Annotated in this window: 8 protein-coding genes and 1 pseudogene; 4 read left to right on the forward strand and 5 right to left on the reverse strand. The window is 32.4% G+C overall.

From position 1 onward, the window contains the following. Window positions 1-87: 87 nt before the first annotated feature. From ACHZDT_RS18125 to ACHZDT_RS18145, 5 genes are all read right to left on the reverse strand, one after another. Window positions 88-453 (reverse strand): hypothetical protein, encoded by a 366-nt coding sequence (locus tag ACHZDT_RS18125; protein WP_394776080.1) that lies wholly within the window; start codon window positions 451-453, stop codon window positions 88-90. A 252-nt stretch (window positions 454-705) separates the two neighbouring features. Beyond that, window positions 706-1,257, reverse strand: a complete 552-nt coding sequence (locus ACHZDT_RS18130; RefSeq protein ID WP_394776081.1) for a hypothetical protein — start codon at window positions 1,255-1,257, stop codon at window positions 706-708. A gap of 5 nt (window positions 1,258-1,262) precedes the next feature. Then, window positions 1,263-2,642 carry a hypothetical protein gene (locus tag ACHZDT_RS18135; protein ID WP_394776082.1) on the reverse strand — a complete coding sequence of 460 codons (1,380 nt, stop codon included), beginning with the start codon at window positions 2,640-2,642 and terminating at the stop codon, window positions 1,263-1,265. 2 nt (window positions 2,643-2,644) lie between these two features. Beyond that, window positions 2,645-3,217 (reverse strand): YceI family protein, encoded by a 573-nt coding sequence (locus ACHZDT_RS18140; protein WP_394776083.1) that lies wholly within the window; start codon window positions 3,215-3,217, stop codon window positions 2,645-2,647. Between the two features lie 242 nt (window positions 3,218-3,459). After that, on the reverse strand, window positions 3,460-4,050 hold the full coding sequence (locus ACHZDT_RS18145) for a YceI family protein (RefSeq protein ID WP_394776084.1): 591 nt from the start codon (window positions 4,048-4,050) through the stop codon (window positions 3,460-3,462). Window positions 4,051-4,341: 291 nt separating this feature from the next. Between ACHZDT_RS18145 and rlmN the strand changes: the two genes are divergently transcribed. The 4 genes and pseudogenes from rlmN to ACHZDT_RS18165 form a co-directional block, all read left to right on the forward strand. After that, on the forward strand, window positions 4,342-5,385 hold the full coding sequence (gene rlmN / locus ACHZDT_RS18150; protein WP_394776085.1) for a 23S rRNA (adenine(2503)-C(2))-methyltransferase RlmN: 1,044 nt from the start codon (window positions 4,342-4,344) through the stop codon (window positions 5,383-5,385). Window positions 5,386-6,068: 683 nt separating this feature from the next. Continuing rightward, the gene (locus tag ACHZDT_RS18155) at window positions 6,069-7,046 is read left to right on the forward strand and encodes a polyprenyl synthetase family protein (RefSeq protein ID WP_394776086.1); all 978 of its coding nucleotides are present in this window, start codon (window positions 6,069-6,071) and stop codon (window positions 7,044-7,046) included. A gap of 187 nt (window positions 7,047-7,233) precedes the next feature. Continuing rightward, on the forward strand, window positions 7,234-7,794 hold the full coding sequence (locus tag ACHZDT_RS18160; RefSeq protein WP_394776087.1) for an RNA polymerase sigma factor: 561 nt from the start codon (window positions 7,234-7,236) through the stop codon (window positions 7,792-7,794). Next, a pseudogene (locus tag ACHZDT_RS18165) lies at window positions 7,781-8,014 on the forward strand (hypothetical protein); the annotation flags it as partial. The gene ACHZDT_RS18160 and the pseudogene ACHZDT_RS18165, both read left to right, overlap by 14 nt.

An 8,014-nucleotide genomic window follows, 5' to 3' on the forward strand; every position in this document is an offset into this window, starting at 1 on the left:
AAAAATACAAAAAATATTGCTTCACTTTTTTGCATAAAAAAAACCACCCGTCGCAACGAGTGGTTTCAATTCTAAATTCTAACAGAATTATTTTTTTAAAGCTTCATTAACGTCTTTAGCCGTTTTCACAGTTCCGTCTTTAGCAGCTTTGGCAGCATTTTCTACTTTTTGAGCTCCTTTTTTAGTTGCATCTTTTACATCGTCAGCAGCTTTTGTGGTAGCATCTTTTACATCTTGCGCAGCATTTTCAGATGCTGCTTTAGCTTTTGCAGCGGCATTTTCGGCTTTAATAACAGCACTGTCTTTTGCTTGTTCAATATCTGTAGTTAACGTATCAACTTTGTTTCCAAGAGTTAATTCATCTTCTGCAGGTTTTGGTTCTTTTTTCTCGCATGATTGAACAGCGAACGCTAATAAAGCGATAACAGCTAAGCTTAAAATTTGTTTTTTCATAATGAATGATTTTTTTTTAGGTTGATAAAATTTAAAGGTTATAAAGCTGAAAAATAAAGATACACATTTTAAAATGATTGAGCTCTTTGCAAGATTACTTTTCATTTCAGGACAAGACAATACTCGTGCCACAAATTATCATTTTAAAATACTGGATATAATTTTTTTTCAGACTTAAAAGATCTCAACACATTTTATTAGCAATCAAAATGATGGAAAAGAGATTTGAATTGCATCAAAGGTGAATCCATTTTAATTTTTATATAAGCTAAAATTGATTACAATTTCATCCTTCACCTTTATTAAACCAGCCATTTTTACAGGAGCTTCTAATTCTAAATCCGAAAATTTCAGGTTAAGGGTTCCCTGAATTTTATCATCGGTATTGTTTAATATAAAATCTTTGTATTTGAGTGTTTTATCAGTTATAAAAAAGTTCAGATTGCATTTGTAGTTTTTACCGTTCGGTTTTATATCTGTTATGCAAACGATACTATTCGGGAATTTTTTTGCCTTCACAGTACCTTGTAAATCTTTGGTCATTATTTTGTTGCCGCAATCAAAATTTGACATTTTAATTTCGGTTTTAAAAGTGTTTTTTTTATTTGAGTTTAAGTAAACCGTATCTTTTATAGTAAAAGTATTTGAACAGTTATACTTGCCAACAGTAGATAGTCCGTTAATTTCTATTTTAATTTTATTTATTATCAAAGTTGTATCTTCTGCTAAAAAATTGGGTTTAGCACTTCCCAAAAAAAAGAAAATTGCTAAACCCATAATTAAGATTAAAAATCTCGTTTTCATTTTTTTTAGAATGAAATTGTTGCTTCAAACATTAATCCTTCAAATTTTCCTCCGTAGAAATCATTTGGCATTGAAACTCCGCCTACGTTACCAAATTGCTGATAATTTTTATAATTCTGTTGCACATATGAAAGTTTTGCAAGGATATTTTTAGTCATAAACCAACCTGCAGCAGCTTCAAATCTGTTTACCTGCACAGCTTCAGTATCAGTATTTTTAAGCTTTCCGTCGACTAAATTGTATTTAGCGCCTACATATAAATTTTCATGGCTTCCAAAACGATATACTAAATCTCCAACATATTGGTTGACATTACGAGTATCATCTGTTCCTTTATAATCACCTCCCGAAGCAAATTCTAAAGTACCAAAAAATTCAAAACCTTTATATTTTACAAACGGGTTTACCATGTACGATGTAGCCCAGTTCCCGAATCCAGGATTAAACCGACCGGTATCTTTATTAGTTTCAGAATCTAAAATATTTGCGCTTGGGTAACCAATCGTTCCGGCGTGCGTCATGACACTATAAAAACGGCTTCCAGCTCTGTCAGAAGAATATAAATTTCCGCTAGAATTTGCTGTATGATAATAAGATCCTGTAAGTCTGATTCTTAAATCGCTGTCAATTTGTTTGTCCCACCCTAATTTGGCTAAAATAGTGGGGCTAATAGTCGTATTTTGATCCGGAGCAATTGCAGTAGGCATTCCAGGAATAACTTCCTGTACGTTTTGATTTAATTTAGAGTTTGTTACTCCAATCATACTTACAAAACCGCTTCTGTTATAGTATACTTCAGCTCCCATTTCGGTAGTAAAGGCATCCATGATATTGTTGCCAATAAAAGGGTTTGTTATGGTATAAGCGTTGTTACTTCTTCTAAAATGTGCATCACCATAATTATTTTCCATTTGACCAATTTTGATGGTAGTATATTTCATCACATCTTCAAGAAGATCTTTTTTAATAAAATCTAATTTGTCAATTTGTAAATATCCTCCCTGAACCCAGGTTTCATGGTGGTGTCTTGAAGCAAGATAAAGGTCTAAATTTACACGGACACCATCTGCTAATTGCGCGCCTATTGTCATATTAGCATTTGGTAAATTAAAGTCATTAGTTAGATTGTTTAATCTGTAGCCAGCGTTTGCACCAGTTAAATTTCCTTGATCGTTGAACGAATTTATAGCTTGAAATTGTAATGCAAATGCACCACCTAAGTCAACACTAATACCTTTATAAGCGGTTGTGTCTTTTTGAACATCAAATACATTTAGGGCTCTTTGATCACGAGGAACCTGATTCTGGATATGCCCAAAGCTAAGTTGTGCATTTACAGCAATCGTGCTTATTAATGCTATAAACAGAAGATAGATTTTTTTCATGGTTATAATAAATTAAAGTTTAAATTAAATTTCAAGGTCAAATCCTGACCTGTTTTTATAGTGCCTAACAAAGCGGTTGGAGATTTCATTCCAAAATCATTAAAAGTGATTTTATTTGATCCCTGCATTGTTAATCCATCTTTTGTAACGGTTGTTTTTGCAGTTGTTTTGAGGACTTTGCTAACTCCCGCAATAGTATAATTTCCGGTTAATTCCCAAGTAGTTTCGTTTACTTTTTCTGCAGATTTAAGGACGTATTTTATATTTTTATTTTTATCGGTTTTTAAAGTTTCATACGCTACTTTGTCCATGCTTTTTTTCTCACTTTTAATGCTTTCTGCTAAAAGCGTTATGGATAAAGATTCAATATCTATAAGTTTAGCATTTGCGATAGTCAAGTTTGCAGTTCCCGTTCCTGAAGCTGATTTCATTTCCCAATCATGTAAGGTTGATGTTCCTAAAACCGAGAATGTAGATTTGTTATCCAGCGTATAATTTTTTTGTGCAGTTGCAAATGTGGTCATCCCTAAAAAGGAAATGATGAAGGCGAATATTCTAATTTTTTGTGATTTCATTTTTACTATTATTTATAGAAGTGGTACAATTTTTTGAATTCAATTTTAATCGCGCGCTTTATTATCTTATTCAAATTTATCGCTGATATCATGAGATTTGTATGATAATAATCATTGTTAAAATTTTATTAAATTCGTATTTAATAACTACAACGTTTTCATTTTAGATCAATAAAAAAAACAGCTATTTGATAATTATCAAATAGCTGTTTTTTTATTTTGTTGTTTTAAATTTGTATGGATCAATTTTGAGTCAAAGATCCCTTCATGCTAAAATCGTTTAAAGTAATATTGAAAATTAGCGCCAGTTCTTTTCCTGCTCTTACAACTCCAAGAGCCGCTGTTGGAGGAGACATACCAAAATCAGCAAAAGTAATTTGATTAGATCCCTTCAAAATAAAATTGCCATTATTAGCCGTTACATTTACCTGAGTTTTATACTCTTTGCTGATTCCGGCAATAGTATAAGTTCCAATTAAATTCCAGGTTGTTTCGTTTACTTTATTGGCAGATTTTAAAACGTACTTAATGTTTTTGTGTGATTTAGTATCCAGCGTTTCATAAGCCACGTCATCCATGCTCGTTTTACTGCTTTTGATACTTTCTGCCGGCAGTGTAATAGTTAAGTTGTTTATATCAGATAGTTTAGAATCTATAACAGTTAAATTAGCAATACCACTTCCTTCAGAAGATTTCATTACCCAATCATGCACATTTGAAGTTCCTGCAACCTCAAAAGTTGATTTTGCCAGAGTATAGTTTCTTTGAGCGTTTGTTTGTAATGACAATGTTATTAAAATCACTGTCAATAAAATTGATTTAGTTGTTTTCATTTGATGTGGTATTTAGTTCTTTTTTGGAATAAGGGAAACTATAATTCAATTAGTTTTATAATAAAAGATTGTCTTGTTTCTGAGATCAAATTTATCGTGAACACGGAACAAAGAGTATGATAAAAGTCATTGTTGAGAAATTATAAAACAACTATAATTATTACAATAGGTTTTTCTGGGCATGTTCTAAAGAAAATTAATCAATTCCAAAAATAAAAAACAAGTATTTACAGGCACTAAGCCTCAGTACATCATCAGAAATTTTAAGAAAAAAAGTAGTAACTTTGCGCCATGCAAATTGAGAAAAAAGATATACGAGCCCTATCAAAAGACGAGTTACGCGATTTTTTTGTCGCTAATAATGACAAAGCTTTTCGTGGAAATCAGGTCTATGAATGGTTGTGGAGCAAAGGAGCACATAGTTTTGAGGACATGACAAATGTTGCAAAATCAACCCGTTCTATGTTGGAAGATAATTTTGTAATCAATCATATAAAAGTTGATACAATGCAGCGCAGCAGCGACGGAACAGTAAAAAACGCCGTTCGTTTACATGATGGTTTAGTAGTAGAATCTGTTTTGATTCCTACCAATACCAGAACCACAGCTTGCGTTTCAAGTCAGGTTGGTTGTAGTTTAGATTGTAATTTCTGCGCTACTTCACGTTTAAAAAGAATGCGAAATTTGGAACCGGGAGAAATCTACGATCAGGTAATTGCAATTGATAAAGAAAGTCGTTTGTATCACAATCATCCACTTTCTAATATTGTTTTTATGGGAATGGGAGAGCCTTTAATGAATTATAACAATGTCATTAAAGCCATTGATATGATTACATCTCCCGAAGGTTTAGGAATGTCGCCAAAACGTATTATGGTTTCGACTTCAGGAATTCCGAAAATGATTAAAAAAATGGCCGATGACGATGTGAAATTCAAATTGGCAGTTTCTTTGCATTCTGCGATTGATGAAATTCGTGCGCGAATAATGCCATTCAGTAAAAACTTTCCACTAGCAGATTTAAGAGAATCATTAGAATATTGGTACAAAAAAACCAAGAATAAAATTTCATACGAATATGTAGTCTGGAAAGGAATCAACGATGATAAAGCTTCGATTGATGCCTTAGTGAAATTTTGTAAATATGTGCCTTGTAAAGTCAATTTAATAGAATATAACCCAATTGACGACGGCGAATTTCAACAAGCTTCAGAAGAGTCTATTATGGCTTATATAAAAGCATTGGAGAACATTGGAGTAGTATGTAAAGTACGTCGCAGCCGCGGAAAAGATATAGATGCCGCTTGCGGACAATTAGCCAATAAAGAAGGATAAATTGCATTTTGTTTAGTCCCTACAGGACAAAGAAACGTGTGACTAATATTTTTTCTACCAATATATAGTCTCTCCGCGACATAATGTTGAAATGTTTATTTAAATCATATTTTTAATTTATTCCGTTAGGCATTAAATGTTGGTAGAAAAAATGATATAAAATTCAAAATGTCCGTAGGGAAATGTCATTAAATTAAGATTTTTCAAACTATATTTTCAAGCAAAGTGTAAGTTTTGAATTGCCTCCAGCTTTAGCTGGAGTTTATATAAAATCAATCTGAATGGCTTTAGCCAAAAATGTGTGATTTGGCTAAAGCCACTTATTGTGCATATTAAACACCTCCAGCTGAAGCTGGAGGCTAGTCAAAAGCTTAACTTAATGACATTGCCCGCAGGGACTACACATCCTTATAAACCGAATTACATTTAAATTGCAAATAAACAAAAAGCATTAAAAACGAGAATTACTCTTGTTATTAATGCTTTTTTTGGGCAAAAAGGATTCTTATTTTAAACGTCAATTAAAAAGCTCAAATAGTTTTTGGCTTTTAAATAATGAATTCAAATTAGGCTTGAAATCCGGAATGCTTTTGGTTTGTTTTATAATAATTCTATAAATTATTCATATACTAACCTAAAATATACAACGTTTTTTTATTTAAAATAGTATATTTGGGAACGAAATGAATATTACTTCTCAAATAAAACAGCCCATCTTTAACGAGATGGAACTTTTTGAAAAAAAGTTCCATGAATCGATGACTTCAAAGGTCGCTTTACTGAACCGAATCACCTATTATATAGTAAACCGAAAGGGAAAACAAATGCGTCCGATGTTTGTTTTTTTAACTTCAAAAATGGTTTCTGGTGGTATTGTAAACGAAAGAACCTATCGTGGAGCATCAGTAATTGAACTTATTCATACCGCAACTTTAGTACATGATGATGTTGTCGATGATAGTAATCGTCGTCGCGGATTTTTCTCTATCAATGCGCTTTGGAAAAACAAAATTGCCGTTTTAGTTGGAGATTATTTATTGTCAAAAGGATTATTGCTTTCTATAGATAATGGCGATTTCGATTTACTTAGAATCATTTCTGTCGCCGTTCGTGAAATGAGCGAAGGAGAATTACTTCAAATAGAAAAAGCACGAAGACTTGATATTACCGAAGATGTTTATTACGAAATCATCCGCAAGAAAACCGCAACACTTATTGCTGCTTGTTGTGCTCTAGGCGCAAAATCAGTAATTGACGATGATGAAAAGGTAGAACATATGCGTAAATTTGGAGAGCTTATCGGAATGGCTTTTCAAATCAAAGATGACTTATTCGATTATAGCGAAGAAGCTATTGGTAAACCAACCGGAATCGATATTAAAGAGCAAAAAATGACATTGCCTTTAATTCATGTTTTGAATACTTGTACTCCGCAAGAAAAAAAGTGGTTGATAAACTCCATCAAAAACCACAATAAAGACAAAAAACGCGTAAAAGATGTCATTACTTTTGTAAAAGACAATAATGGTTTGGCTTACGCCGAAAATAAAATGGTAGAATTCCAGCAGGAAGCACTTTCGCTATTACAGAATTTCCCCGATTCTGAGTTTAAAGCCGCCCTTATTTTAATGGTGAATTACGTTATTGAGAGAAAGAAATAATTAGATAATTTGCTAATTAGATAATTTGATAATTGTTTTACTTGGTTGTAAATCAGTCGATCTCTCTTTTATATTGGAATTTGGAATTTATTTTTTGATTTTTTTTATTTCCCATGCAACCATTTTGCAACCATACTCGTCTATGCTAATAGAAGACTGTTAGTAACCCAAAAACAAAAGCTTATAAATGAAAATTATTCATTTACATCAGGAAGAAACTGAAATTATAAAGTTGGCTGTCGAAAATAATCGACAAGCGCAACAGCAAATTTATAGTCGATTTTCTCCAAAAATGTTGAGTGTTTGCCGACAATATATAAAGGACATTCAACTTGCCGAAGATGTAATGATAACAGCTTTTATGAAAGTGTTTACCAACTTAAACAAATTTGAACATAAAGGAAGTTTTGAAGGCTGGATTCGCAGGATTATGGTAAATGAATGTATATCGTATTTACGAGTTCAGAAAAAAGTAAAGTTTGCCGAAGATGAGATTTATACAGAAGAAAGTTTCAATGCAATTGACAGCCAGTTTTCAATAGATCAGATTCAGTTTTTAATAGATGCTTTGCCGGACGGATATAAAATGGTTTTTAATTTATACGCCATCGAAGGATACAAACACAATGAGATTGCAAAGATGTTAGGAATTAATGAAGGAACATCAAAATCACAATTATCGCACGCCAGAAAAATGCTGCAAACACAGATTAATATTTTAAAAAAACAAGATAATGGAACCGAATAATTTTGAAAAGGATTTCCGTGAAAAACTTAACCAACGCAAAATAGAACCAAGCGATAAAGCCTGGGATCGATTAGATGCGATGTTGAGTGTTGCTGAAGAAAAAAAACCAGTAGTTCGACTTCGCTCACTACAAGCCTCGAAAAAAAGATGGCTTTATATCGCGGCCAGTATTGTTGGGTTTTTATTAGTTGGAACCTTCTTTTTTAATCAGAAGAAAAAT

The organism is Flavobacterium sp. (genome assembly GCF_043722275.1).
In the GTDB taxonomy this organism is placed as follows: domain Bacteria; phylum Bacteroidota; class Bacteroidia; order Flavobacteriales; family Flavobacteriaceae; genus Flavobacterium.